We start from the raw sequence: 22,867 nt of genomic DNA, 5'->3' as shown, positions 1-22,867 counted from the left end.
TAGCCCCCCAACGCTGACAACGCGACGACGGTCCGGCAGGTTCCCTTGAAGGAACCTGCCGGACCGTCGTTGTCATGACCGGGCCACAGATGGCCGGTGAGACCTTTAGCGCAAGGCAGCGGGGACGGCGGCGTTCTCCGCCGCGGCGGCCAGACGCAGCCATGTGTCCACCACGGTGTCCGGGTTCAGCGAGACTGAATCGATGCCTTCCTCTACCAGCCATTGGGCGAAGTCGGCATGGTCGCTAGGCCCTTGGCCGCAGATCCCCACGTACTTTCCACGGGCCTTGCACGCCTTGATGGCCATGCTCAGCAGCTTCTTGACGGCAGGATTGCGTTCATCGAAGCTGCCAGCCACAATCGAGGAATCCCGGTCCAGGCCCAGGGTCAGCTGGGTCATGTCGTTGGAGCCGATGGAGAAGCCGTCAAAGTAGTCGAGGAACTCATCGGCCAACAGTGCGTTGGAGGGCAGCTCGCACATCATGACGACCTCCAACCCGTTTTCGCCGCGGCGCAGTCCGTTTTCCGCCAGCAGGTCAATGACCCCGCGGGCCTCGTCCAGCGTCCGCACGAACGGGATCATGAGCTTGACGTTGGTCAGGCCCATCTCATTGCGCACAAACGAAAGCGCTTCGCATTCAAGATCGAAGCAGTCCCGGAACGACGGTTCCAAGTAGCGGGAGGCGCCACGGAACCCGATCATCGGGTTTTCCTCGTGCGGCTCGTACGCCGGCCCGCCCAACAGGTTTGCGTACTCGTTGGACTTGAAGTCGGACATGCGCACAATCACCGGTTCCGGTGCGAACGCGGCGGCGATCGTCGCGACCCCTTCAGCCAGCCGCTTGATGTAGAACTCGCGCGGGTCCCCGTAGGCGGCAATCCGTTCACGGATTTCCGCGGCCACACCGGCCGGCTGCCCGTCCAGATCCAGCAGGGCCTTGGGGTGAATGCCGATTTGCCGGTTGATGATGAATTCCAGCCGCGCCAGGCCCACCCCGGAGTTGGGCAGCTGCGCAAAGCTGAACGCCTGCTCGGGCGTGCCAACGTTCATCATGACCTTCACAGGAGCCTCCGGCATCTCGGCCACGCCTGATTCCTCGAGGCTGAAGTCCAGCAGCCCCTCGTAGATCAAGCCGGTCTCACCTTCGGCGCAGGAGACGGTCACTTCGGTTCCGTCAACGAGGATATCTGTGGCTGTGCCGGTACCGACGACGGCGGGAATCCCCAGTTCGCGGGCGATGATCGCCGCGTGGCAGGTGCGCCCACCCCGGTTGGTGACGATGGCCGAGGCGCGCTTCATGATCGGTTCCCAGTCCGGGTCCGTCATATCCGCAACGAGAACATCACCGGTTTTGAAGCTGGCCATCTGATCGATCGACTCCAGGATGCTGACGGCACCGGCGCCAATGCGCTGGCCGATGGCCCGGCCCTCCACGAGCACCGGCCCGCTCTCATTCATGCGGAAACGGCTCAGCTGCCCGCCCGTGCGGCGGGATTCGACCGTCTCCGGGCGGGCCTGCAGGATGTAAAGCCCGCCGTCAATGCCGTCCTTACCCCACTCGATGTCCATGGGACGGCCGTAGTGGTCCTCGATCGCGAGGGCGTGGCGCGCGAGCTGCACGACGTCCTCGTCGGTGATGCTGAAGTGGTTGCGCAGAGCAGCCTCCACCGGGACAAAGTCAATGGTGCGCCCCACCTCACGGTTCTGCGTGTACGTCATCTGGATGGCTTTCTCCCCGACGCTGCGTTTGAGAATGGCCGGGCGCCCCTCCCGCAGAGCGGGCTTGTACACGTAGAACTCATCCGGGTTCACTGCCCCCTGCACTACGGCCTCGCCGAGGCCGTAGGAGGAGGTGACGAAGACGGCGTCGCGGAACCCTGATTCGGTGTCCATGGTGAACATGACCCCGGATGAGCCGACGTCGGAGCGGACCATCCGCTGGACGCCCGCCGACAGCGCCACCTCGGCATGCTTGAACTCATGATGCACCCGGTAGGCGATGGCGCGGTCGTTGTAGAGCGAGGCGAAGACGTCTTTGATGGCCAACAGGATGTTCTCAATACCGCGAATGTTCAGGAACGTTTCCTGCTGCCCGGCGAACGAAGCATCCGGCAGGTCTTCCGCCGTCGCGCTTGAACGCACAGCCCAGGACAGCTCATCCGAACCCCCGTGCTTCTCCACCAGCTCCTGGTAGGAGGCTCGGACCTGCGCTTCGAAATCCGGCAGGAACGGTGTTTCACGCATCATCGCGCGAATCTCCTGGCCAGCCGCGGCCAGAGCGGTCACATCATCTGTGTCCAGGCCTTCCAAGCGTGCGGCGATCCTCGCGTCCAGGCCGGAATCTGCCAGAAAATCACGGTAGGCATCCGCCGTCGTGGCGAAGCCATCGGGGACTTGAACACCCGCCGACGTCAAGTTAGCCACCATCTCACCCAGCGAGGCGTTTTTTCCGCCCACCCTGTCCAAGTCTTTAAGTCCTAGGTCCGCGAACCACAGGGTGTCCTTCGTCATGGTATTTGCTCCTTTGCAAATGATGGCATGTTGGTATCGCTCCCCTGAGAGGCAGTTGCAAGGCAGCGAACCTCTCCACCATGACAGGTTTTGACAGGCTTTTCATGTGACGTTCAACACATGAGACTTGTGAAATTTTTCTCTAATGGCGCAGATGCATCCGCTGCAAGATGGTGGCCGCCATTTCCTCGACGGAAACGCTGGCCGAATTCAGGTAGGGAATGCCGTGGGCAAGGTACAAACGCTCGGCGCTGCGCAGCTCAAAACCACACTGCCGCAAGGATGCGTAGGACGAGTCGCGGCGGCGCTCAGTGCGGATTTGACTAAGCCGCTGCGGGTTGGACGTCAGCCCGAAGCACTTGTCCGCAAAAGGCCGCAGCGGTGCGGGGAGGCCCACTTCATCGAAGTCCTCGTCCACGAGCGGGTAGTTCGCGGCAAAAATGCCGTGCTGCAAAGCCAGGTACATGGTGGTGGGGGTCTTCCCGCAGCGTGAAGGAGCCACCAGGATGACCTGGGCCTTTTCCAAAGCGCGCAGGCTTTGCCCGTCGTCATGTTCTATGGCGTATTCAACCGCCGTCATCCGCGTTTGGTAGCGGACCGCATTTCCCAAGCCGTGCGCGCGACCCGGCTCGCCACTGGCCTGCTCGCCAAGAGCCAGCTCCAACTGCCCCACGTGGCTGCCGATGAGATCAACCATGGACGCTTTGCACGTGGCCAGGGTTTGGCGGATGTCCGCACCCACCACGGTGGAAAAGACGATCGGCGTCAGCCCCAGCGCCGCCTGCCGATCTATGGTCTCCACCAGTTCATGTGCTTGCGCAACGGTGTCAATGAACGGCACGGTGGTACGCGCAAAATTGCTGTCGGGGAATTGCGTCAACAACGTATTCCCCAGCGTTTCCGCCGTGATTCCGGTGCTGTCTGAAAGGAAATAGACGGGATGGGGTTCTTCCCCCGTCAGCATTTCACTCTCCAGCAGCTCACTCTCCCGGACTCGGTCCATGGCGGTGGTTTCGGGCTTTTGCGTACTCAACGTCTGCTCCCTTGCCTGCGATTGCCTGCGATGCTCCGCAGTGGTGTGGCGTGCCTGTTACGGACAGCTTAGGTCGGTCCGCGGCAAAGTCCACCCTGGTCAGCTTCGTGCCCCATGCCACCCTGACGGAAAACCTTGCCGCCGTCGGTGTGACGGGGCACACTGGAATCAGGTCTTCAGCTGGCTGGACATGGTCTAGCTGGTGCGTGCGGTGGTCATGGAAACTAGGAAAGGCGCGACATGAGTTTCCCAGCGAAATATCCCAGCCTGAACGAGACAACTCTCAGCGGGGAGGCCAAAGCAATCCTGGAACGGATCATCCGGGTTGCCTTTCCACACCCAGACTTCCCGGACGGCGCTTACCAGCGCATGTGCGAGAAGGTTGTCAGCGAGGCCGTATCGTCCACGTGGTTTCGTGTGGTGCTCACCCAGGGTCTGCTGACCCTTGAGGCGCAACTGGCGGACGGCGAGCGCTTCATTGACCTCTCCGACGAGAAGGCCTTGGCCTTGCTGCGCCGCGTGGAGGACTTGGAGTTTTTCGGTTTCATCCGCCGCACCACCGTCTTGAACCTCTACGGCGACCCGGACGTGCTCAAGACGCTGGGCTACGAGGGCGAGTCCTTCTCGCAAGGCGGCTACCTACACCGCGGCTTCGACGATCTCGACTGGCTGCCCAAGGCCCGGATCGAGGAAACCGACGATGAGCTGACCGAGGTTGGTCCGCTGCCATACAAGGTGCGGACGACGGCGGCCGCACCTTCCGCTGAAGGCTCACCTCCCACAGAGGGTTCCGGCGGCAGCAGCGCAGCTGCCGCAGCCGGCCCACACCCCCAGTCGGGCATCGGAGCAGAAGGCAAGACCCAGCAGCCAGGAGAAGACCAATGAGCAGGCGCACCCAGCAACCCTTCGACGCCGGCAGCTATGAGTCGGCGCATTTCGATCTCGACGACGACTCCGTGGTCGTCGTCGTCGGTTCAGGTGCAGGCGGCGGAACCCTCGCTGCGGAGCTGACGCAGAAGGGGGTAAAGGTGGTGTTGCTCGAAGCGGGCCCGCTGCTGCGCAACGCAGACTACCTCAACGACGAATGGCCGGCGTTCAACCAGATGGCGTGGCTCGATCCGCGGACCACCTCGGGCTCTTGGCGGGTTGCCAAGGACTTTCCGAACCTGCCGGCCTGGATCGTCAAGGCCGTGGGCGGAACCACCACGCACTGGGCGGGGGCCACGCCACGGTTCAAGGCACACGAGTTTAAGACGCGCACTGTGTACGGGCGCGTAGACGGCGCCAACCTGCTGGACTGGCCTATCACGCTTGAAGAGCTGGCACCGTACTACGACTTGGCTGAACGCAAGCTCGGCAGTACCCATCGCCACGGGCGCCCACCACTACCAGCGAACAACAACTACACGGTTCTGGCCAACGGTGCCGCACGCCTCGGCTACCGGCACTTCGCCACCGGTCCCTACGGGACCAATGCCGAGCCCTATGACGGCCGGCCAGCTTCCGTCCAGGACGGCTTCAACTTCCAAGGCGACAAGAACGGCTCCAAGTGGTCCACGCTGGTCGCCGAGATCCCCAAGGCGGTCAAGACGGGCAAGCTGGACCTTCGCCCGGACAGCCAGGCGGTCCAACTCACCCACACCGCGGAGGGCGTGGTGGACGGCGTCGTCTATGCTGACGCCGAGGGCGTGCTGCACCGCCAGCAGGCCCGCGCCGTCGCCGTGGCCGGCAATTCGATTGAAACCCCACGGCTGCTGCTGCTCTCCGCCTCGCCGCTGTTCCCGGACGGGCTGGCCAACTCCTCCGGGCAGCTGGGACGGAACTACCTGCGCCACACGACCGGGTCGGTGTACGCCCGCTTTGAAAAGCCGGTGCACATGTACCGCGGTGAGACCATGGCCGGGCTGGTGGCGGACGAGTCCCGGTTCGACGCCGACCGCGGGTTCGTCGGCGGCTACTATCTGCAGACCATTGCGCTCGGTCCGGCGTTTCTGGCCAGCTTCGTGGACCCCGGGGCTTGGGGACCGGGGTTCACCGAAATCATGGACGCCTATGACAACACTGCGGGCTTGTGGATTGTCGGGGAGGACATGCCGGTATCAAGCAACCGGATCACGCTCAACACCACCGTGACGGACAAGCTGGGCCTGCCGGTGCCGAATGTGCACTTTGATGACCACCCCAACGATGAGGCCATGCGGGCCCACGCCTACCGGCAGTCGGAGCTGATATACCAGGCTGCGGGCGCCGTGGGCACGGTGCGCACCCCGCCTTACCCGTCAACGCACAACCTCGGCACTGCCCGAATGAGCCAACGGCCCGAAGATGGGGTTTGCAACAACTTCGGCCAGGCGCATGACGTGAAGAACCTGTTCATTTCCGACGGCTCCCAATTCACCACTGGTGCCGCAGCCAACCCCACTTTGACCATCGTGGCCCTGGCCATCAGACAGGCCGAATACATCGTTGAGCAGATGTCCACTGGAGCAATCTAATACGTGGGGATGGCAGCCGCGTCTCAGCATGTCATCCCACTCAGGGGCCGCGGCGCCCCACCCACAACCCGTGCAGCAGCGGAACCACCGAGACGATCATCAGCACGCTGCCGAGCACCGTGTCATCCGCCCTCACCACGGCACCGGCAATCAGCAGCACGCCGAATATGAGCATCGACACCAACCGCTGCACTGTGCGGTACAAACGTGCCGTTTGCCGTTCAAGGCGAGGATTGGCAACCGGCAGTGAACCGGCCTCGATTCGAGTAAGGAGTTCATCCAAGCGCTTGGGTAAACGCAAAGCAACCCCGGCTGCGTCGAGCGCCTGCTTCCCCACATCCTGCACAATATTGCCGCGTTCCTCGCGCAGTAATTTTGCCGCATAGGGTTCCACCGAGTCCCACAGGTTGAACCGGGAGTCCAGCGAACTGCAGACACCCGAGGTCAGCGACATGGCCCGGATAATGAGCAGGAAGTTTTCCGGCAACTGGAACGGCAAGGAGCGAACCACCTCACCAAACTCCACCGCAAAGTTCCTAAACTCCCGCGGGTCCACTTCGCGAAGCTCGGCGAACCCCATCCCGCCAAACCGGCCGAAGAGGGCAGTCATCGCCCGCTCAAGCTCAGCTGTGTCGGCAGACGCTGCTAGAACGCCCACGTCGCTGATCGCTGCCACCAAGCCCTTTCCGTCACGCGCGGCTGCCGCGATCAACAGCCTTCGCAGGCCGGTACGAGTCTTGGGCGGCACCTCGCCCATCATGCCAAAGTCGATGAACGTCAGCTTCCATTTACGCTCGGCTGCGGGATCGGCAATCGGGGTGACGAAAATATTGCCCGGATGCGGATCGGCGTGGAAAAAGCCATTGGTGAACATCTGGTCGAACATGACTGATGCGAAAACTGGTGCGACCTCAGCTGGATCGATGTCAGCGGCAAGAAGTGCTTCCGAATCGGTGATCTTGATCGCCGTCACATCTTCGAGAGTGAGCACCCGTCGGGTGGTCCGCTCCCACACGACGTGGGGCACTGTCACCTTGTCGTCGTCGGCAAAATCGTTGGCAAAACGGTCAGCGTTGGCTGCCTCTTGCAGGTAGTCAATCTCCTCCAGACTGGTCTGCCCAAACTCTTCGACCAGTGCAGGCACGTTGGCGCGTGAAGACACGAAGCGCACGTGGCTGAGCCAGCCTCCCACTTTTCGCAAAGCAGCTAAATCAACGGCAACGATCGCGTCGATCCCCGGTCGCTGCACCTTCAAGACGACGCTGTCGAGCCCCGTTTCTGCAGCGTCGAGCGGAAGGAGTTGTGCACGGTGAGCCTGCCCCAGGGATGCTGCGGCAATTGGTGTCTCCTCAACTGAGGCAAACACTTTGTCCAGCAGTGCATGCAGCTCCGCCTCGGCGAGGGCTCGGATGGCAGGGAAGGGAACAGGAGGGACCTCATCCTGCAAGCCTTCAAGTTCAGCAGTAATCTCCGGCGGCAGCACATCGAGCCGGGACGACATGAACTGACCCACTTTAATCATCAAACCACCAAGGTCCAATGCGAGCGCGTGGAAGCGCCTGGCGAAGCGGCGCATCCGATTCGCCCGCGTGCGTTCGGCAATTTTGGCCAGCCCAAGACGCGGCAGTATCAGCTCAAACCACCAAGCCACCGCCAGATGCCAGGCGGCGAAGCGCAGGATGCGCCGGTAGCGGGCACGGGTGTTGCCCGAGCCCGGCGCCGAAACTGAGCTTCCCTGAGAAGTTGACGTCACCCGTGTCAATCCTGTGCGAGGATCGAGTACAGTCGGCGACGAGCCTCCTCGAGCACCTTCACAGCTTCCTGAACTTGTTTCGAGGAGCCGGTGCGACCCACCTGCGCCGCGGCCTGTGCAAGTTCGACGCCGGCCTTGGGCAGCGCAGCGAACCCGGAACCCGATGGCGTCTCCTTGGAATCCCATGGTGCCGACGCATCATCACCGGCCACTTCCTCCCGGCCAGCTTCGGTCAACGAGTATATCTTTCGGCCATTGGATTCCTCGGCGCTAATGATCCCTTCGTCAGCCAACAGCTGCAGCGCCGGGTATATGGAGCCGGCACTGGGCTTCCAGCTGCCGCTGCTTCGCTCCTCTATTTCACGGATGATCTGGTAGCCATGCATCGGCTGCTCTGCAAGAAGGGCCAGCACCGCTGCCCGCACCTCGCCTCGGCCTGCCCGTGTACCCGAGCGCTTCTCAAATCGTGAACGGAATTCCTCCATGGCCTGCCACATGCCGTCGAAGCTGTTGGCGCCGAACCCGCCTACGGGATTTGAACTGCGCATGATGTTCTCCTTGATTGAATTCTGAACGATATACAACGATAGTTAACGATATGCCTAGCTGCATACAAAAGACAAGAGTTTGAGACACCCAGCATGCCGGGCCTGCCAACCCGGCGGACTGTCTGCAGCATCCGACGCGTGAACGGGGTTAGCTTGTGCACAAGTAACTTGTGCACAACTAGTGTGTGTGCAAGACTCTTCCCATGAGTCACAGCCAAGATTCCGCACAGGTGGGTTCCGACCCTCTTGACCGAATGCTCTGCTTTGCGCTTTATGCAGCCGCACGGGCAACGAACCGCCGCTACATTGCGCTTTTGGCGCCGTGGGGCTTGACCTATCCCCAGTATTTGGTGCTGGTGCTGTTGTGGTCACACCCCTCCTTGTCAGTCAAGGAGGTGGCCGGGCACCTGATGCTGGACTCGGGCACCACCTCACCGCTGATCAGGAGGTTGGAGACACGCGGCTTCATCACGCGGGGACGCTCCGCCACTGATGAGCGTGCCGTGATCGTCTCCCTGACCGATGCCGGCACGGCCTTGCGGGATGAGCTTGCCCATATTCCAGGATGCGTTGCCGAGGCCACGGGGCTCACCCCGGCTGATGGGAAGGCCGCTCTCTCGATTCTGCATGGCGTGGCTCGAACCCTCTCCAGCGCACCCGCACCAGGAGACCCCCTTGATGAAAGGCACAGCCAATGACCCCCCTCTACACCGCGGAAGCCCTCTCAACCGGGGCTGGCAGGAATGGCTCCGTCAGCACCATCTCCGGAACCGTCAACCTCGATCTGGCCATTCCCAAGGAAATGGGTGGATCAGGGGCCGGCGCCAATCCGGAAGAACTGTTCGCTGCCGGCTACGCCGCGTGCTTCCACTCCGCTTTGCAGATGGTGGCGCGCAACCAGAAAGTCACTCTGTCAAACACGTCGGTGGGCAGCCGCGTCCATGTCCTCTCCAACGGGCAGGGCGGCTTTTCCCTTGCCGTCGCCCTTGAGGTGGTCATCCCCGGCATCGCCTCTGCGCAAGCGCAAGCACTTGCGGATGCTGCCCACCAAGTGTGCCCATACTCCAACGCAACCAGGGGAAACATCGACGTCACCATCTCCGTCGTCGAAGACTGACCCCCGCACGGAGGGAAATCCCCACCAGACGCAGCCCTTACAACCATCCGCTGCCGTGGAAACCCACTTTAATACTTCGCTGCTTCCAAGCTGAAGCAGCACACCGACCCACGATTGAGAGCATCATGCGCGCCCTGATTCACCACGAGTTTGGAGATCCTTCAAAGGTTCTCACCGTTGAAAACATTCCGGTTGCCGATCCCGGCCCGGGCGAAGTCCGGGTCCGGCTGGTCCTTTCCCCCATCCACAATCATGATCTATGGACCATCCGCGGCAGTTACGGGTTCAAGCCCGACCTGCCGGCCCGCGCTGGCTCCGAAGCGGTCGGTGTCATCGACGCAGTAGGTGAGGACGTGACTGGTCTCGAAGTGGGTCAACGGGTTGCCACCGGCGGCACCTTCGGCGTGTGGGCTGAGTATTTCACTGCCAAAGCCGGCGCCTTGATTCCAGTCGTTGATGGGATCACGGATAAAGTGGCCGCACAGCTGATTTCGATGCCTTTCAGCGCCATCAGCCTGCTGGACTCCTTGAACTTGAACCAGGGTGACTGGTTTGTGCAGAACGCCGCCAATGGCACGGTGGGCCGCCTCCTCGCCCAGCTGGCTGCGGCGCGCGGCATCAATGTCATTGGTCTCGTCCGGCGCACTGCAGGCATAGGTGAGCTCGCCGGTCAGGGCATCAACAACATCGTCGCCACCGACGCCGCCGGCTGGGTTGACCAGGTGCGCGCAATCGCCGGGGATGCGCCCATCACCGCTGGCGTTGATTCAGTGGGTGGCCGAGCAAGCGGTGAAGTGCTCTCGCTGCTGGCCGAGAACGGAACGTTGGTGGTGTTCGGTGCGATGCAGTCCCCTGTGATGGAAATCAGTTCGGGGGACATCATTTTCAAGCAGGCCACAGTCCGCGGATTCTGGGGAAGCACGGTCAGCACTTCCATGCCTGCCCAAAAGCGCGGCGCGCTGCTGGGCGAGTTGGTCGCCTACATTGCCAGCGACGTTTTGACGCTTCCCGTAGAGGCAAGCTATTCGTTCGAGGATGCTGGAGCTGCCGCACTGGCAAACTTCGTTCCAGGCCGCAAGGGCAAGATCATGCTGCGACCATAATCCTGGCGGCAATGGCAAGGGGACCTCCAGAGTCAACGAACACAGCAAGCGCACCGCTCGGTCCAACGGTGGCTTGTGTTCAGCGCTCCGCGGGCTGGATGGCGCTAGGCGTGGTCGGCCCACTCTTCCTAGGTGAGTCAGAAGACCGGGCCGGTGCCGCCGTCGTGGTTTGCCTTGAAACGGGCCCGGAAGTACTCCCCCACCACGGCGCCACCCAGGTCTTCAAGGGCAGGTGCCACAACGCGGCCGCCGATGCGCCGGGCCATTCCCTGAACAAACCGTTCAAGACCCGGGTCGTCGCCAAGCCGGAAAAACGTCACCTGCGTGCCGGTCCGGCCGAGGCGGTCCAGCTCGGATACGGTTACCTGAATGGTCTCCTCGGCCGGGGGCCAGGAGAACAGCGACTCGCCCCCGGCCACCAAGTGAGCGGTGGGTTCACCGTCCGTGACGATGAGCAGCACATGTGCCATGGTTGGGTGGCTGCGGAAGAAGCGGCCGGCCAGCAGCAGTCCGTGGTGGAGATTGGTACCCTGTTCGTGTTGCGCCGGCAGCGCCGTGAGCTCACCAATGTCCATCGACTGCGCGTAGCGGCCAAACGTGATCAATGCCAGGCTGTCGCCGCGAAACCGGGTGGAAACGAGCTGGTGGAGTGCCAGTGCGGTACGTTTCATCGGCAGCCAGCGCCCCTCGGCTGCCATGGAAAAGGAAACATCGACGAGCAGGGCCACGGCAGCCTGGGTGCGTGCTTCCGTTTCCGTTACTTCGATGTCGCCAACTGCCAGCTGCAGCCCGCGGCCCGGGTCGCCGCCTTCGGCGATGGTACGGCGGATGGCGTTGGTGATGGTTCGGGTGACATCCCACGGTTCAGCATCCCCGAACTGCCATTCGCGGCTGGAACCTGTCTGCTCGCCGGCGGCACCGAACATCCGCGTGTCCCGGCTGCCCTGACGGCCCGAGAGTTGCTTGGCGGCGTCACGCAGCAGCGACTTGCCCAACCGCCGCACGGCCTGTGGGGAAAGGCGCAGCTCTCCGTCAGCACCCCGGCGCAGGTAGCCGCCGTCGTGCATGGCCCGCTCCATTTCAGCCAGTGTGCGTGCGGAGACTGAGGCATTCTCACCAAGCTGGCGGGCCAGCGCCTCCAGATCCACATCGTCCAGATGTGCCCCGTTATGCGACTGGGCGAGCTGTTCCGCCAGGGTATCGAGCTCTGCGAGATCCTGAATCACCCCGGTCCCATCCCCCAGGCCGAGGCCCTCCTGACCCTCGAAGTTCTCGGAGCCAGACCAGTTCTCTCCGGGGCGCAGGACGCGCAGGCTCGCATGCATCTGCTCAAGCTGCGCCACGAGTTCCGCTGAGCCGAACGCTTGGGAGGACAGTTGCATCAGCTCCTCGCGCTGCTCCGGCGACATCGATTGCAGCAACCGCTGCGCTGCGGCCGCCCGCCGCGCGAGGATGTCGATGAGTTCCTCCACGGATTGCGGGTCCTCCGGAAAGAAGCGGCCGTGCCGTTCCATGAATGTCTGGAAGTCCGCGTCAGAATCCTCGCCGAGCCGGTGCTGCTCGAGCAGCGCATTGAGATCCCCGAGCATCCGGCTCACGGCAGCACGGTCCTCCTCCGTGGCACTCTCCAACGCTTCCTTCATCCCTGCGAACCGTTGGTCTAAAACCTCGCGGCCGAGCAGGTCCTTGATGCGTTCGTAGGATTCACGGGCCATGCTGGACTGCCAGTCGTAGGAGGCAAGCTCGTTGACTGCCGCCGAGGTCGATGTGGGTAGGTTTTGCAGCTGCATTTGACGGAAATCGCGGTCGGTGTCATCCATCATGGCGTCGCGGGCCAATTGCTTGCGCTCGTCCAGGACCGCGGACTCAAGCAGCTTTTTCACTTCCTGCAGCGTGCCGTCAAGCCGGTGGCGGCCCAGCAGTTCACGCCGACGCTGCTGTACACGGCCGGCGAGCTCATCGAGGCCTGCATTGGTCCGTGTGCCGCGGTGCAGGAATTCCTGCAGTGCCCTTCGCGGCGAGTAGCCGCTCATGACGTCTTCGGCGACAGCCTCCAGTGCCTCGGCCAGATCGATCGGCGGGGCAAGCGGATCCGGGCCTCCAATGTACCGGCCGTACTTGGACGAACCGTTGTGCGCAGTCATGATGTGCCCTGTTCTTGATTCAGTGCTTAGCCGTAGAGGGTTTCTTCCCCATCGGAATCCTTGGAGATCCGGCGGGCAAGGAAGAGACCCTCAAGTGCCAACTCGATGGCGGAGGCACGTTCGCCGTCATTTTTTGCATTCAGCCGCTCGGCGATCAGCTCGTACAGTCGGCTGCCATTCAAGCTCGGGAGGGTGTCCAGAAACTCCGCGGCGGTGACGCCGTCGCCGGTGGTCACAGTGGTGTTGCCGTCGAGCGCCGCCACGAGCGGGCCAAAGTCCAACCCGCGGTAATGAAACCGTGCCGCTTCGGCTGTGGCCATGCGCAGGAGGTGCTCCAGGACGGCGCCTTCACGCCCTTCCTCCCCCGATTCAAATTCAAGTTTTCCCGTGAGCACATCCACCGCCGCAGCCAAATCGACAATTCGCGAGACGGCATCAGGTTCCCCGCGCATGGTGGAGCGGCGGAGGGCAGCGGCTGCCACCGTTTCGGCGCCGGCAATGGCGAAGCGGGCAGAAATACCTGAGTCTTGGTTGATGGCCGGAGACAGCCGAAGCGACCTGGTGTAACGCGCAAGGATCTCCACAATGACGGGTGGGACGTTGGCGCTCAGGCGCCCCTCCTGCAAGATGATGGCGACCTCGTCGTCCAGCTCCAAGGGATAGTGGGTACGGATTTCGGCACCAAACCTGTCCTTCAATGGCGTGATGATCCGGCCGCGGTTGGTGTAGTCCTCCGGGTTGGCCGAGGCCACCACGAGCACGTCCAGCGGAAGCCGCAGCACGTAGCCGCGGATTTGGATGTCCCGTTCCTCCATGACATTGAGCATGGCAACTTGAATCCGTTCGGCGAGGTCGGGCAGTTCGTTAATGGCCACGATGCCCCGGTTGGAACGTGGGACCAACCCGTAATGGATGGTTTCCGGGTCCCCGAGCCGGCGGCCCTCGGCAACCCGCATCGGGTCGACGTCGCCAATCAGATCCGCAACGGAGGTATCGGGGGTGGCGAGCTTCTCCACATAACGTTCCGAGCGGTGCCGCCACGTCACGGGCAGCCGGTCCCCCTCAGCCAGCACACGGGCCCTTGACTGCTCGGTGATGGGTTCGAAGGGGTGCTCGTTCAGTTCCGATCCCTCGATCATCGGCGACCACTCATCCAGCAACCCCGCAAGACTGCGCAGCAGACGGGTTTTGCCCTGTCCACGCTCGCCCAACAGGACAAGGTCGTGCCCGGCAATCAAGGCACGCTCCAGTTGCGGCAAGACTGTCCGCCCGAATCCGTACATCCCAGGCCATGGGTCGCGGCCCGCCGCCAGTGCAGCGAGCAGATTTTCGCGAATCTCCCGACGCAGGTCCTTGTAGACATGGCCGGAGGTACGCAAGCCACCAAGGGTGACGATTCCAGGGCGATCACTCACCCTTCAAAGGTAATCCCGAATACCTGCCAAATCCAGCGTTCAACGCTGCGTGATGCGGTGCGCAACGGCGAGACGCCACAGTGCTTCTCATGAATAACGACGGCGGTCTGCGTCTCTGGAAGGGAGAGCAACACGGCGATGCAGGCACGGATAGTGGGGCTGGAGAGTGCAACACGCAGGCATGCGGTTCCCGTGGCCGCCCATTTAGTACGGGTCTGCTGCTCCGCCAAAAATGGGCTGAATTCGATTGACATGCCCCGGGGCGTTGCTAATGTGGGCTCATGTCGACCATCGAGGCTTCTGGACAGCACAGACGGACCGGCCCGTTCCCATGGGCCTCAGTCATTTGGTCACTCACGGCGGCTGGACTGCTTCTCAGCTCAGCCGTGCTGCAACATATTGCTGCGATCCAGCGGTGGGTAGTATTCAATGGCTCACGTGGGCCCACGGAACTCTCGGTGGAAGACCATCTCTTTGACTACAATTTCCCCACTGATGCTTGGGTGTCCGTTGGGACAGCAGCCCAGGTCTACGGCACGGGCACTCTGATTCAGGCGCTCGGGGTCCTGGCCATGGCGTTCGGTGTCTTGGCACTGCCGGGGGCGGCATCACGTCGCAGGGTTGTTTTTGCCATCATGGAGATCGTCATTGCCTTGCTCGTCGCAGCCTGGCTCGGGCTTAACGGCGCGCACGCACTCGTCTCGGGGATCATCGGCACTCCTTCCCCACTGCAACACTGGTGGGCGTTGGACTGGATTGGGGTTGCCGGTTTGGTTGCCCTCGGCGTGCTTTGGTGGCGGCGGTCGTGGGCTGCCATGATCGCCTGCGCCTTCCTGCTCGGCTCAAGCCTGATGGGCTACTATTTCGTGGCCTCCCTCATGATCACACCCTTGATCACTGGCTACATTTCACACGACACGACTCCGTGGACGGAGACGGTTGTCGCGACGTGGACGGCCTTGGCAGGGGTGGCGATGCTCCTCGCCGCTTGGGCAGCGACACGTGGTGGAGTGCGTCCCGACTGTCCGGCCCAAACTGCGAGTGTTCTGCAGTAATCAGGATCCTACCGTGAGCGGTTGCGCAATGAATAGGTATGCAGAGACAGCGACCATGACTACCGCAAACCCGTAGTTGACTCCGATCCACGAGTTCCCATGAGCAGCCTCGCACATCCCGTCGTTGGCCCCACCGACGAGAATGGGGTCCTTGCACCGCCCCTTCTTCCTGAACGGAGCGTTGCACACAACGCGATCCTTCCGGCCCAACGTCAGGGCTACCGCTGCAAGGTAGACGGCAAACAAAATGGCACTCACACTGAGAAGGCTGTTGATGCTGTTGAACATGATCCCGTTTTTCGAAGACGTAGTACTTGGTCGTTGCCACACTTGGTCAGCTCGACTGGCGACCGTGGCCAGGCGGCAATCATTAATCGTATGGCCCAGCGGATGAAACACCCTAATAACTCGATTTCAGCAACACCAGAAACATGAGCCACAATCGACCCAACTTCCGTTAACGCAGCCCGGATTGCCTCATAGGACCTTGGCCATCGCGTCGAAGGCACGCAGTGTGCCAAATAGTTTGGCGGCATCCTGCGGGTAGGGCCAGCTGGAGAGTTTAACCCCCACCACCTGCGCTGGACGGTTGATGTAGATCATCTGCCCGTGGATGCCCAAAGCCAGCAACACGTCGTTGCCTTCGTAGGGGAACCACATCTGGTTCCGGTACATCCCCCCGGGCATCCGGTTGTCCCCGGGGCTGCTGGCAAAGGCAGTACGCGAATCAGGAGCCCCGGTGAGGGTCTCCTCGATCCACCGGGAGGAGAGGATCCTTTCACCGGTCAGCGAGGTCCCGTCACCCAGAAAGAGTGAGCCAAAGCGGGCCATGTCGCGCAACCTGGCATTGATGCCGCCGTCGAACATTCCGGTGCCGTATTGGTCAACGCCGATCACAGCGTCGGCCTCGGCGCCGATCTTTGACCACAACAGGTGGGACATCAGCGTAGGCATAGTCGCCCCGCCAGCCACCTCGCAGATCCAGCCCAGCATGTCTGTCTCGCAGGAACGGTATTCGAAGACCCCGCCGTGGACACTCTTTTGCTTCAGCGTCATCAAGTAGGGGTACATGCCGGATGGACCCGAGGTTGCCGCTGGTGCCCACCCGACGGCTTCCTCAAGCATCCGCACCTCCGCCTTCGGGTCAAGGTAATCCTCGGAAAATGCGATGCCAGAGCGCATGTCCAACAAATCGCGCACCGTGGCCCCACCGTAACCGGTGCCTGCCAATGCGGGCACGTAGGCGGTCAACGGGGCAGCGGTATCCAGCACCCCGGCGTCGACCATGGCCCCGGCGACTGCTCCCACCAATGACTTGCTCACCGACATCAACAGGTGCGGAGATGAAGCTGACATACCTTCGAAGTACTGCTCGGTGAGAACTTTGCCCTGGTGCAGCAGCATCCAGCCATCGGTGTCGGTGGATGCCATGATGGACCCCACGCTCGCCGGTGGTTCATCGATGGACCCGGAGGGCACCAACACCGCATCCATGTCCGACGGCGCAACTGGCAGTGCCGCCGAAGGACCGACCCCGCGCCAAATCGGTGCCGTGGGAAGGAAATCAGCCATGTGCTGAAAGGACCAGCGCAGGTTCTCTGCCAGCTGCCAGTTCTTCGTGTCCACAACCGGGGGGCCTGCTGCCGGCGCTGCTGCTGCAGGTAAGTCCAACGCGGGTGGGCCCCCCACGGGGAGGGCCGCTGAAGGCGCGACTACTGCCGGTAAGTCCACTGCTGGCTGGGGCCAACCTACGTCTGCGATGTCCACGAGCATTCCTTTCGATGGCCGCAGAAAATGCGGTTTAGTCTCATGCAGATCCTATCCCTTGGATTTGACGCCCGGCCGCGGAGTGAAGTCCGCCTGCCCGTCCTCATCCAACGGCACCCCTGCGAATCCAGCCCTAAGGCAGTCGATGAAGTGCTTGGCCCTGATGTTGAGCTTGGACACCCCGCCTTCCTCGACCTGCAACCGCCCCTTCGTGACGAGAATTCCCAGGTCGGAACCATGCCACCTGTAGTCGCCAGGTCCTTGGATACGTAGGAAGAACGCCTCGGATTCGTTTTGCAACATGTGCCAGTCAAGGGCCGCACGGTTGAAGACCATTGCCCCGGTGGAATCGAGGTAGTACTGACCGGTCGCGGGAGTTTGAGTAAGCTGTTCGACGATGTCCGAGTTCTCCTTGATGACCATCTGGCTCCACACGTCAGCCCCGGAGAGGACTTCCCAGCGTTCTGTGATCTCGTCGATGTCCAGATCAAATTCCACGTCCATATATTCGAGCAGATGGAACAGAAAGAGCGGGACATCGGCATAGGCGCCAGCCGTCACATTGGTAATCCCTGAGGCACCGGAAATCCGTGGGTTTAGTTCACCCAGGTAGACCGCATCCGTATCCAGATCTACCAGCACATCAACTTCGAAGAACCCACGGTAGCCTTCCGAGGCCAGCCCATCCCCCATCCGTTTGACCAGATCCATGGCCCGGGTGCGTTGGGTTGCCGAAAGTACCTCGGGGTGCATTTCATTGCCGCACCATCCCCCGGGGTACGGCGTGAGGTCGCTGTACCCGGCCAGCTCGGTAAGGAACGGTCCAACCAGGGTTCCGGAGCGGGTCAGTACGGCCTCCACGGCCACCGGCAGGTTTTTGATCCTGCGCATGATCTTGATGTCTTCGCCGATGATGTCCTCGGAGTGGTTGTCCCATTCTTCTTCATTGGCGATGAAGAAGGTGGTCTTTCCTGAATCTCCATAGGGGGTTTGGACGACCAACTCGTTGCCCAAGCCGGCCATGTCGGCATCGGCACGCAACGCCGCATACGTGCTTCCCTTGCGGAGCACGTTCGGGACACTGGGCACTCCGAAGTCATTTCCGAGCTTCGTGGTGACCATCTTTGAATCGAGCCGGTGACGCAGCTCGGCCGCCGGCAGGATCAGGTCGTAGCCCAACTCGCGGCAGATGCGCTCGGTTTCCTCGTTGAAGAAGACCATGGCGACCTTGGGGCGCACTCCTGGACGCACGCTCAGGCTCATCCGGGACCTGACCTCGGCGTTGAGCAGCAGCCAGTTATTGATGTCCTCACCGGACTCGAATTCCACATAGGGCTTGTGGACTGGGGTGAAGACGCGAGGGTGTGCGCCGTCCCAGGCATCGTAGTAGCTGATGTAGGAAAAGTTGCGTACCCAGCGGTCCAGGCCCAGCAAGTTGAAGGGTGTGGCGCCAATGAAGTAGATCGGCACACTGTTGGTCCGGAAAAAATGGCGGAGCTCGGAGATGTTTCGGATCATGTTCGGTACTGCCGCGGGTGGCGCCTCGGTGGCGAAGGCCGCATCCGTGCCAATCGTGACCTCCGGCGCTTCCGGGCCGGAGGGGACGGCTCTGGTCATGACGGGAGCGGGGACTTCCTGTTTAGCTACCTTGACGTTAAGAACGCCAACCTTTGCCGGCTTCCGCGCGGGAGCCGCTTTGGCTGTGGCGACCTTGGTTGTTTTTGGAGCGGCCTTTAAGGGTGCTGCTTTCTTTGCTGGGGTTACCCTGACTTTCGGAATATTTTCGGCTGGCGATTTTTTAGCGTTGGCGGGGTTAGCCACCACGGTTGTGGAGGTTTTCTCCGGCTGCACAACTTCCTTGCCGATGTCCATGTCACGTTCACTCATCGTCATGCTCTCCTTCAGCGCGGGACCAGGCGGAAGAATAAAGCGAAGGCCCAAGCCGTGCCGCGAGAGACCCAGCGGATCCACCCTGTCCATTCTCCAAGTCGAACCAACCTACTGTGTTTCCGCGGGCCATGCGAGACTTGGGCCGTTCGTGACGTGCATCACCGATCGGGAAGTCGGAATGAAACGCTTTTCCAACCGTTCCTCAGACTTTCGAAGCGGCTACAACTGTCTGCGGCAGACGAGAAACACGACTGCCGGCCGCAAAAACGCAATATTGTTCTCCGGCTTCTGCCACCGGTAAGGTACTGCCGATTCAGTCCAGAGCCCGTCGTAAAGCATTTTTGGGCAAGTAAAAAGGTCCCAGCCTGCGATTTACCGCAGGTCAGAGACCCCTTTTCGGTGGAGCTAAGGAGATTCGAACTCCTGACCTCTTCGATGCGAACGAAGCGCGCTACCAACTGCGCCATAGCCCCGTGGCGGTTATGAGACCGCCAACTTTTCTAGGTTAAACCCAGTGAGCGGCAGATTACAAACCGCCCAGCAGCCAAGCTCTACCGCCCACGCACTCAGGACTTCTTGCGCCAGTACTTGTTGGCCGCAGCAATGGTGGCAAACTCGATCGCCACAACATGGGCTGCCGCCGTCAGTGAGTCGGGATCATGCGAATAGGTTGGCCGCAGCGAGTCCCGCACTGCTGCATCCGGCTGGATCGCCCCAATGCTCTTTCGGGCCAGCATCATGGCCAGTTGCCGCCCCTCTTCCGGAGTTGCCGTAATCAACGTGCCGCCAGGAATCAGTTCCATTTTCGCCTCCAAGTAGACCAAGTGTGGATTCTTCTCACGCTACTACATTTACATGGCCAAAACCGTGAAAAACAATTTCACCCTAGCGGTGGGTAAACCGACGTGGGACGATGCAAACATGCCGATCAACACAAGCTCCATTAACCACATCCGCCTGACCGTGACGGACATCGAACGCTCACGTGCCTTCTATGAAGACCTCTTTGCCTGGCCCGTCGCCATTGAGATGCCAGCTGGCACTCTTGCACCTGAGCAAGCACGCTTCGCCTTCCTCTACGGTGGAGTCATCTACAACCTGGGCCATACGCTCCTGGGCCTGCGGCCGGTTTCTGCAGATTCCTTCGACGAAGACCGAACCGGACTGGACCACCTCAGCCTCGACGTTGCATCGCGTGCCGAACTAGACGCCGCCGTCGAACTCCTTGACGTGCGCGGCATCAGCCACGGCGGCATCAAGGACATCGGCGACGGCTTCATCCTGGAATTCCGCGACCCGGACAACATTGCGCTGGAACTTTTCGCGCCCAAAAACCCAAAGTGACGCCTCAGGCGCCCCCCCCCTAGTTCGAATCCGCCAGCCAATCGCTGAATTCAACACGTCCGACGGCGGCCTCCGGAACCAGGTTTCGCCCGGCACGCAAAAATGTGCCGAATGAACCCGGCAGCGGCATGGACGTCACCAGCCCGCGACGTCCTGTCGCCGACTTCCACTGCCCCGCCAGCGCCTTCATGGACCACACGGACGGTCCACCGACGTGCACTGAACGGTGCTGTTCGGCGTCTGCTTCCAGACCGGCAACGGCCTCATCGACGAGTGCCCGGGCCACGTCCGCCGTCGCAATTGGCTGAAATGACACTCCTGAGAACGCAGGGATGATCCCCACCTTGGCCCCTGCAGCGAATATGCCGGCCACCAGGTTGTGAAACTGCGTTGCGTACACAACACCTGTGGGTTGATCCGCGCGTTCGTAACTGCGCGCCCTGGCTGCCTGAACTTGGTAATACCCCATGGAGCACTCTGCCGCATTGACTATGGTCAGCAGCACGCTGCGCGAAATCCCGGCTCTTTGGGCGGCATCCAGCACCGAAACTGTGGTTCCTAAAAGCGCCTTCAACGCCGGTCCAGTGCGGGCATCAAGGGTCTCCACGAGGACGTCCGCACCAGCCAATGCGGTTTCAACTCCCGTGCCTGTTCGGAAGTCGACGGGCAGATAGTCGACGCCGGGCACACGCTTCGGATCTGCTGCTGAAGGAACATGCCTGCTCAATGACCGCACAGTGAATCCTCGGGCAGCGGCGTCGGCCACCACAGCCCGGCCCGCCGTGCCCGTCCCGCCCGCCACTGCAATGATCACCATGCTCGCCACCCTACCCGCAGCCCCGCGGCAACAAAATAGCCGGGCTGGAAGCTGACGCTGTCTAGGGGGTGCCCAGCTTGTCGATGGTTGACGTTTTAGCCATTTCCTTGATGGCCAAAGCCGCCCCGCCACGGGCCCCGGTGGCAGCACCGGGGGGCAAAACCGCCTGAACCACCGAGACATGGGAACTTGTCAACGGCAACGAGTGGCTCTTCAGTGCTGCTGTGAGCGGCCCCATTAGAGGATCACCCGTTTGCGCCAGCTCACCACCAATGACAATGAGCTCCGGGTCAAGCAGGTTGGAAATGCCTGCCAGGAACCGTCCCGTCAAGGAACCAATTTCAGCCAGGACAGTCAGGCAACCGCGGTTGTCATTGGCTGTCTCACGCAGCACGTCGTTCCAGTCTGCCGCCTCGCCCAACGCCGGACGCAACAGCGAGAGCACATGGGCCGTTCCGGTTCGGAGCACCAAGCAGCCCCGGTTGCCACACGGGCAGGCGGCACCGTTGATGTCAGTAGACATGTGCCCAATTTCCCCCGCTGCCCCGATGCTTCCGCGGTACAACTGGCCCTCCGAAAACAGTGCCATGCCCACGCCGCTGGAAAAGTTGATATACAACATGTTCTCGCTGTTTTTCCCGGTTCCCCACTGCTTCTCGGCAAAGCCTTCAAGGCGCGCGTTGTTCTCAACGAAAATCTGAAATGGCAGGTGGCGGGCCAAAACGCTGCGAGCGTCGACCATGGACCACGGCTGGCCAGGGAGGGAACCGCCCACCATGTTCGTGCGCCTGTCGATTTGTCCGGGCACACCCACGCCGACACCTATGATCTTGGAATCTTCGATGCCCGCATCATCCAACAGGCTGCGCAGAGCACCAGCTGCAGCCGCCACGCGGGAGTCCGCAGTGTTGGAGGGATCGACAGCCAAGATTGTTTCGGCCACGATGCTGCCGGCCAGGTCGGAGACACAGATGGCCGCCTTATCGAGCGTGAAGTCAATCCCGAGGCTGAAACCGGCCAAGGGGTTGATGGCCACGAGTTCATGCCCCCGCCGGGTGGATTTATGTTCAGGCTTCAGGTTCAGCACCACGTTGCGTTCCAACAGCTCATTGATGATGTTGGTGATGGTGGTCCGCGACGTTTTCATGCGCCGCGCCAGCTCAGCCCTATGTACGGGCCCTTCGTTCAGCAACAGCTCAAGTACTTGGCGGGTGTTGTTCGCCCGGAGGCCCTTCAAGGCACCCCCGCTACTCTCCATTCGCTGCTTCCTTCAAACCATCTCCCGGCACTTCGGCCCTTTCGCGCAAAAGCCCGGACAGGAGCCCGAGCTGGCGTGGATCTTCCAAAGCGGAGCCTACCGCAATGACCCGCGCACCTGCATCAAGGAACTCTTGGGCGTTGTGCGCATCCATGCCGCCAGTCGAGACGAACTTGATCCCAGGGAAGGGCCCGCCCATCGCCTTCAACCAAGACGTTCCCAGCACGCTGGCCGGGAAAGCCTTGACCCATTGCAGCCCCTGGCCCGTAGCCATCTGGATGTCGCTGGGGGTGGCCACCCCCGGCAGATGAGCCAGGCCTATATCTGCGCACGCCTGGATCACCTCCAGGTTGGTTCCCGGACTGACGGTGAAAGCGGCCCCGCAATCCTTGGCCTGTGCAACATGGGTGACGTTGAGGACAGTTCCGGCCCCTGCCACTAGTCCACGCTCCTGGGCGGCCTGCGCCAGCGCCTCCAGTGTCTTTAGATCTTCAGAGGTTTGGATGGGCACCTCCACGGATGTCACGCCGATGTCCCACGCCATGGTGGCCACCTCGAGGGTGCGCTGCACGCCAAGGCCTCGCAGAATCGCCATGATCGGGGCGTTGTGAAACATA

At 61.8% G+C, this 22,867-nt stretch carries 21 protein-coding genes and 1 tRNA gene; 7 read left to right on the top strand and 15 right to left on the bottom strand.

From position 1 onward, the window contains the following. Positions 1-105: 105 nt before the first annotated feature. A complete protein-coding gene (ppsA, locus tag JMA46_RS01995; RefSeq protein WP_207343610.1) occupies positions 106-2,511 on the bottom strand; it encodes a phosphoenolpyruvate synthase in 2,406 nt (801 codons plus the stop codon). Between the two features lie 142 nt (positions 2,512-2,653). Beyond that, entirely contained in the window at positions 2,654-3,475 is an 822-nt protein-coding gene (locus tag JMA46_RS01990; RefSeq protein WP_207343643.1) for a pyruvate, water dikinase regulatory protein, read from the bottom strand. A gap of 309 nt (positions 3,476-3,784) precedes the next feature. On the opposite strand from JMA46_RS01990, the gene JMA46_RS01985 reads away from it, so the two are divergent. Together JMA46_RS01985 and JMA46_RS01980 are read left to right on the top strand one after the other, a co-directional pair. Next, positions 3,785-4,429, top strand: a complete 645-nt coding sequence (locus JMA46_RS01985; RefSeq protein ID WP_207343609.1) for a hypothetical protein — start codon at positions 3,785-3,787, stop codon at positions 4,427-4,429. Beyond that, entirely contained in the window at positions 4,426-6,039 is a 1,614-nt protein-coding gene (locus tag JMA46_RS01980) for a GMC family oxidoreductase (protein ID WP_207343608.1), read from the top strand. Before JMA46_RS01985 ends, JMA46_RS01980 begins: the two co-directional genes overlap by 4 nt. A gap of 40 nt (positions 6,040-6,079) precedes the next feature. On the opposite strand, the gene JMA46_RS01975 is transcribed toward JMA46_RS01980, so the two are convergent. Then, positions 6,080-7,792 carry an AarF/UbiB family protein gene (locus JMA46_RS01975; RefSeq protein ID WP_207343607.1) on the bottom strand — a complete coding sequence of 571 codons (1,713 nt, stop codon included), beginning with the start codon at positions 7,790-7,792 and terminating at the stop codon, positions 6,080-6,082. A 5-nt stretch (positions 7,793-7,797) separates the two neighbouring features. Next, the gene (locus tag JMA46_RS01970; RefSeq protein ID WP_207343606.1) at positions 7,798-8,340 is read right to left on the bottom strand and encodes a PadR family transcriptional regulator; all 543 of its coding nucleotides are present in this window, start codon (positions 8,338-8,340) and stop codon (positions 7,798-7,800) included. A 203-nt stretch (positions 8,341-8,543) separates the two neighbouring features. Between JMA46_RS01970 and JMA46_RS01965 the strand changes: the two genes are divergently transcribed. The 3 genes from JMA46_RS01965 (at position 8,544) to JMA46_RS01955 (ending at position 10,560) form a co-directional block, all read left to right on the top strand. Next, positions 8,544-9,038, top strand: a complete 495-nt coding sequence (locus tag JMA46_RS01965) for a MarR family transcriptional regulator (RefSeq protein ID WP_247646961.1) — start codon at positions 8,544-8,546, stop codon at positions 9,036-9,038. Continuing rightward, the gene (locus tag JMA46_RS01960; protein ID WP_207343605.1) at positions 9,035-9,457 is read left to right on the top strand and encodes an organic hydroperoxide resistance protein; all 423 of its coding nucleotides are present in this window, start codon (positions 9,035-9,037) and stop codon (positions 9,455-9,457) included. The genes JMA46_RS01965 and JMA46_RS01960 overlap by 4 nt, the downstream gene beginning before the upstream one ends. A gap of 125 nt (positions 9,458-9,582) precedes the next feature. After that, positions 9,583-10,560 (top strand): zinc-binding dehydrogenase, encoded by a 978-nt coding sequence (locus JMA46_RS01955; protein ID WP_207343604.1) that lies wholly within the window; start codon positions 9,583-9,585, stop codon positions 10,558-10,560. A gap of 137 nt (positions 10,561-10,697) precedes the next feature. On the opposite strand, the gene JMA46_RS01950 is transcribed toward JMA46_RS01955, so the two are convergent. The 3 genes from JMA46_RS01950 to JMA46_RS01940 are packed head-to-tail and all read right to left on the bottom strand — an operon-like array spanning position 10,698 to position 14,373. Beyond that, complete coding sequence (locus tag JMA46_RS01950; RefSeq protein ID WP_207343603.1) at positions 10,698-12,704, bottom strand: VWA domain-containing protein; 2,007 nt, start codon at positions 12,702-12,704, stop codon at positions 10,698-10,700. 26 nt (positions 12,705-12,730) lie between these two features. Continuing rightward, positions 12,731-14,119, bottom strand: a complete 1,389-nt coding sequence (locus JMA46_RS01945) for a sigma 54-interacting transcriptional regulator (protein ID WP_207343602.1) — start codon at positions 14,117-14,119, stop codon at positions 12,731-12,733. Further along, positions 14,116-14,373 carry a hypothetical protein gene (locus JMA46_RS01940; RefSeq protein WP_207343601.1) on the bottom strand — a complete coding sequence of 86 codons (258 nt, stop codon included), beginning with the start codon at positions 14,371-14,373 and terminating at the stop codon, positions 14,116-14,118. The genes JMA46_RS01945 and JMA46_RS01940 overlap by 4 nt, the downstream gene beginning before the upstream one ends. Positions 14,374-14,400: 27 nt before the next feature. Here JMA46_RS01940 and JMA46_RS01935 point away from each other — a divergent pair, with 27 nt between their 5' ends. Then, positions 14,401-15,174, top strand: a complete 774-nt coding sequence (locus JMA46_RS01935) for a hypothetical protein (RefSeq protein WP_207343600.1) — start codon at positions 14,401-14,403, stop codon at positions 15,172-15,174. On the opposite strand, the gene JMA46_RS01930 is transcribed toward JMA46_RS01935, so the two are convergent. From JMA46_RS01930 to JMA46_RS01910, 5 genes are all read right to left on the bottom strand, one after another. Next, positions 15,175-15,462 carry a hypothetical protein gene (locus tag JMA46_RS01930; RefSeq protein ID WP_207343599.1) on the bottom strand — a complete coding sequence of 96 codons (288 nt, stop codon included), beginning with the start codon at positions 15,460-15,462 and terminating at the stop codon, positions 15,175-15,177. 189 nt (positions 15,463-15,651) lie between these two features. Continuing rightward, positions 15,652-16,941: a serine hydrolase gene (locus JMA46_RS01925; protein WP_348770022.1), complete on the bottom strand. Its 1,290-nt coding sequence runs from the start codon at positions 16,939-16,941 to the stop codon at positions 15,652-15,654. Between the two features lie 51 nt (positions 16,942-16,992). Then, a complete protein-coding gene (locus JMA46_RS01920; protein ID WP_247646960.1) occupies positions 16,993-18,828 on the bottom strand; it encodes a biotin carboxylase in 1,836 nt (611 codons plus the stop codon). 403 nt (positions 18,829-19,231) lie between these two features. Then, positions 19,232-19,304 (bottom strand) — tRNA-Ala (locus JMA46_RS01915). 93 nt (positions 19,305-19,397) lie between these two features. Continuing rightward, positions 19,398-19,634, bottom strand: coding sequence for a hexameric tyrosine-coordinated heme protein (locus JMA46_RS01910; protein WP_207343597.1), 237 nt, complete (start codon positions 19,632-19,634; stop codon positions 19,398-19,400). A 118-nt stretch (positions 19,635-19,752) separates the two neighbouring features. Here JMA46_RS01910 and JMA46_RS01905 point away from each other — a divergent pair, with 118 nt between their 5' ends. After that, positions 19,753-20,175 carry a VOC family protein gene (locus JMA46_RS01905; RefSeq protein WP_207343596.1) on the top strand — a complete coding sequence of 141 codons (423 nt, stop codon included), beginning with the start codon at positions 19,753-19,755 and terminating at the stop codon, positions 20,173-20,175. A 19-nt stretch (positions 20,176-20,194) separates the two neighbouring features. Here JMA46_RS01905 and JMA46_RS01900 read toward each other — a convergent pair whose 3' ends face one another. The 3 genes from JMA46_RS01900 to JMA46_RS01890 all read right to left on the bottom strand — a co-directional run bounded on the left by JMA46_RS01900 (position 20,195) and on the right by JMA46_RS01890 (position 22,866). Then, the gene (locus tag JMA46_RS01900) at positions 20,195-20,992 is read right to left on the bottom strand and encodes an NAD(P)H-binding protein (RefSeq protein WP_207343595.1); all 798 of its coding nucleotides are present in this window, start codon (positions 20,990-20,992) and stop codon (positions 20,195-20,197) included. Between the two features lie 61 nt (positions 20,993-21,053). Next, positions 21,054-22,250, bottom strand: coding sequence for an ROK family transcriptional regulator (locus JMA46_RS01895; protein WP_207343594.1), 1,197 nt, complete (start codon positions 22,248-22,250; stop codon positions 21,054-21,056). Then, a complete protein-coding gene (locus JMA46_RS01890) occupies positions 22,240-22,866 on the bottom strand; it encodes a bifunctional 4-hydroxy-2-oxoglutarate aldolase/2-dehydro-3-deoxy-phosphogluconate aldolase (protein ID WP_207343640.1) in 627 nt (208 codons plus the stop codon). The genes JMA46_RS01895 and JMA46_RS01890 overlap by 11 nt, the downstream gene beginning before the upstream one ends. Between the last annotated feature and the right edge of the window lies 1 nt (position 22,867).

Origin of the sequence: Arthrobacter sp. E3, assembly GCF_017353415.1 — a bacterium.
GTDB lineage: Bacteria > Actinomycetota > Actinomycetes > Actinomycetales > Micrococcaceae > Specibacter.
The sequence above is the reverse complement of the archived record's forward strand: the minus strand, read 5'-3'. Positions and strand labels throughout refer to the sequence as shown.

What these genes read in the sequence shown, in the direction of transcription:
- ppsA (WP_207343610.1), bottom strand. Translation starts at nt 2,511, where the DNA reads ATGACGAAGGACACCCTGTGGTTCGCGGACCTAGGACTTAAAGACTTG.
- JMA46_RS01990 (WP_207343643.1), bottom strand. Translation starts at nt 3,475, where the DNA reads ATGCTGACGGGGGAAGAACCCCATCCCGTCTATTTCCTTTCAGACAGC.
- JMA46_RS01985 (WP_207343609.1), top strand. Translation starts at nt 3,785, where the DNA reads ATGAGTTTCCCAGCGAAATATCCCAGCCTGAACGAGACAACTCTCAGC.
- JMA46_RS01980 (WP_207343608.1), top strand. Translation starts at nt 4,426, where the DNA reads ATGAGCAGGCGCACCCAGCAACCCTTCGACGCCGGCAGCTATGAGTCG.
- JMA46_RS01970 (WP_207343606.1), bottom strand. Translation starts at nt 8,340, where the DNA reads ATGCGCAGTTCAAATCCCGTAGGCGGGTTCGGCGCCAACAGCTTCGAC.
- JMA46_RS01965 (WP_247646961.1), top strand. Translation starts at nt 8,544, where the DNA reads ATGAGTCACAGCCAAGATTCCGCACAGGTGGGTTCCGACCCTCTTGAC.
- JMA46_RS01960 (WP_207343605.1), top strand. Translation starts at nt 9,035, where the DNA reads ATGACCCCCCTCTACACCGCGGAAGCCCTCTCAACCGGGGCTGGCAGG.
- JMA46_RS01955 (WP_207343604.1), top strand. Translation starts at nt 9,583, where the DNA reads ATGCGCGCCCTGATTCACCACGAGTTTGGAGATCCTTCAAAGGTTCTC.
- JMA46_RS01950 (WP_207343603.1), bottom strand. Translation starts at nt 12,704, where the DNA reads ATGACTGCGCACAACGGTTCGTCCAAGTACGGCCGGTACATTGGAGGC.
- JMA46_RS01940 (WP_207343601.1), bottom strand. Translation starts at nt 14,373, where the DNA reads ATGTCAATCGAATTCAGCCCATTTTTGGCGGAGCAGCAGACCCGTACT.
- JMA46_RS01935 (WP_207343600.1), top strand. Translation starts at nt 14,401, where the DNA reads ATGTCGACCATCGAGGCTTCTGGACAGCACAGACGGACCGGCCCGTTC.
- JMA46_RS01930 (WP_207343599.1), bottom strand. Translation starts at nt 15,462, where the DNA reads ATGTTCAACAGCATCAACAGCCTTCTCAGTGTGAGTGCCATTTTGTTT.
- JMA46_RS01920 (WP_247646960.1), bottom strand. Translation starts at nt 18,828, where the DNA reads ATGAGTGAACGTGACATGGACATCGGCAAGGAAGTTGTGCAGCCGGAG.
- JMA46_RS01910 (WP_207343597.1), bottom strand. Translation starts at nt 19,634, where the DNA reads ATGGAACTGATTCCTGGCGGCACGTTGATTACGGCAACTCCGGAAGAG.
- JMA46_RS01905 (WP_207343596.1), top strand. Translation starts at nt 19,753, where the DNA reads ATGCCGATCAACACAAGCTCCATTAACCACATCCGCCTGACCGTGACG.
- JMA46_RS01900 (WP_207343595.1), bottom strand. Translation starts at nt 20,992, where the DNA reads ATGGTGATCATTGCAGTGGCGGGCGGGACGGGCACGGCGGGCCGGGCT.
- JMA46_RS01895 (WP_207343594.1), bottom strand. Translation starts at nt 22,250, where the DNA reads ATGGAGAGTAGCGGGGGTGCCTTGAAGGGCCTCCGGGCGAACAACACC.
- JMA46_RS01890 (WP_207343640.1), bottom strand. Translation starts at nt 22,866, where the DNA reads ATGTTTCACAACGCCCCGATCATGGCGATTCTGCGAGGCCTTGGCGTG.